Source organism: Flavobacterium cellulosilyticum (assembly GCF_004349355.1).
GTDB lineage: Bacteria > Bacteroidota > Bacteroidia > Flavobacteriales > Flavobacteriaceae > Flavobacterium > Flavobacterium cellulosilyticum.
In genome coordinates, this window is the sequence record NZ_SMFK01000033.1 from 1 (window position 1) to 1,344 (window position 1,344).

The following is a 1,344-nucleotide window of genomic DNA, read 5'->3' on the forward strand; positions in this document are numbered from 1 at the left end:
TGAACGTTAAAATCTGCTCCATTAATGCGTGTATTATTTCCAATGGTGAGTTCATTACCATCACCAATGAGTGAAACATTTCCAGAAAAAAAAACATCCTCTTTAATAAGAATTCGATTGTTAGTACCTTTAATTTCGATAGAAGCATTTCTGATTCTACATCCCTTTTCGATAACAAGCATACAATTTCCTTGAGCTCGGATACGGGTATGAAGTAAATTACCCAAAATCAATACTTTGCTCTCTTTACTTTTTTTTATAGAATTTGATATGCCCCATCGATTTCTGGCAAAGAGTAATACTCTTTTAAGTCGTTCTTTCATTTCACTATGTTTATTTCAAAGTTAAAGATTTATAGTTAAAGATTTTTAATTAATTGCTACATTTTAAAAAGTTATAAAACAAAATAACATGTATCATTTTTATGAGAAAATTACTTTAAAATTAAAATAATGTAATGAGAAAAATATACTTTTTTTAAACCAATTTCCTATACTAGAAAAATACTTCCATTTATTAACTAGTCAAATAGGAAAAATAAAGACAAAGAATTGGACTTGCTAACTTTACCCGCATAAAAAGTTAAAAATATAAACCTTAATTTGTAACTTATGAAACAAGTGCGTAAAATTTATGACCGAGCTTTTAAAGAGAAAGCCGTTCAATTGAGTTATGATAGACATAATCTCTCAGAACTGGCTAGAGAATTAGGAGTTACCGCTCCACAGTTATATAAGTGGCAAAAAGAGTATGAAGAGTTCGGACAAGGAAGTTTTCCTGGGAACGGCAATTTAAAGCAAACGCCAGAACAGGAACGAATTGCCGAGCTTGAAAGAAGACTCAAAGATGCAGAACAAGAACGGGATATATTAAAAAAAGCAATAGGCATCTTTTCCAAAAACAGTCGATGATTTATACTTTCATAAAAAATAATGAAAACCTTAATAACAATCTCCTCGTAAATGGAGATACAAAGAAATGTTATATATCATTATTCTTTCCAAGTAATATTCTCTTTGATAGTTTTCGCAGGCACTCCTGCAGGGATTACTTCATTTGGGATAATCCCTGATACAAGTGACATCGATCCAATAACAGATCCATTTCCAATTTTCGCCCCTTTTAATATGGAAACCATTCTACCGATCCAAACGTGTTCTCCAATATGAATGTTCTTGTCAGGGTTAATTCGCTCTCCATCAAAATTAAAAATATTATGACTATCAGTTGTTCTGACATCAATATTGGTAGAGAAGAGACAACCAGATCCAATTTCTATTTTTGTTCCGTTGTGAACGTTAAAATCTGCTCCATTAATGCGTGTATTATTTCCAATGGTGAGTT

General features: G+C 31.5%; 3 protein-coding genes. 1 reads left to right on the plus strand and 2 read right to left on the minus strand.

Annotated features, from left to right (window positions below):
• On the minus strand, nucleotides 1-323 hold a 323-nt coding region (locus E0F76_RS19185; protein ID WP_132009984.1), incomplete at its 3' end, for a hypothetical protein.
• Between the two features lie 288 nt (nucleotides 324-611).
• Here E0F76_RS19185 and E0F76_RS19190 point away from each other — a divergent pair.
• Nucleotides 612-911, plus strand: a complete 300-nt coding sequence (locus E0F76_RS19190; RefSeq protein WP_132010157.1) for a transposase — start codon at nucleotides 612-614, stop codon at nucleotides 909-911.
• An 80-nt stretch (nucleotides 912-991) separates the two neighbouring features.
• Here E0F76_RS19190 and E0F76_RS19195 read toward each other — a convergent pair.
• The coding region (locus E0F76_RS19195) for an acyltransferase (protein ID WP_407920995.1) at nucleotides 992-1,344 on the minus strand (353 nt) is incomplete at its 5' end.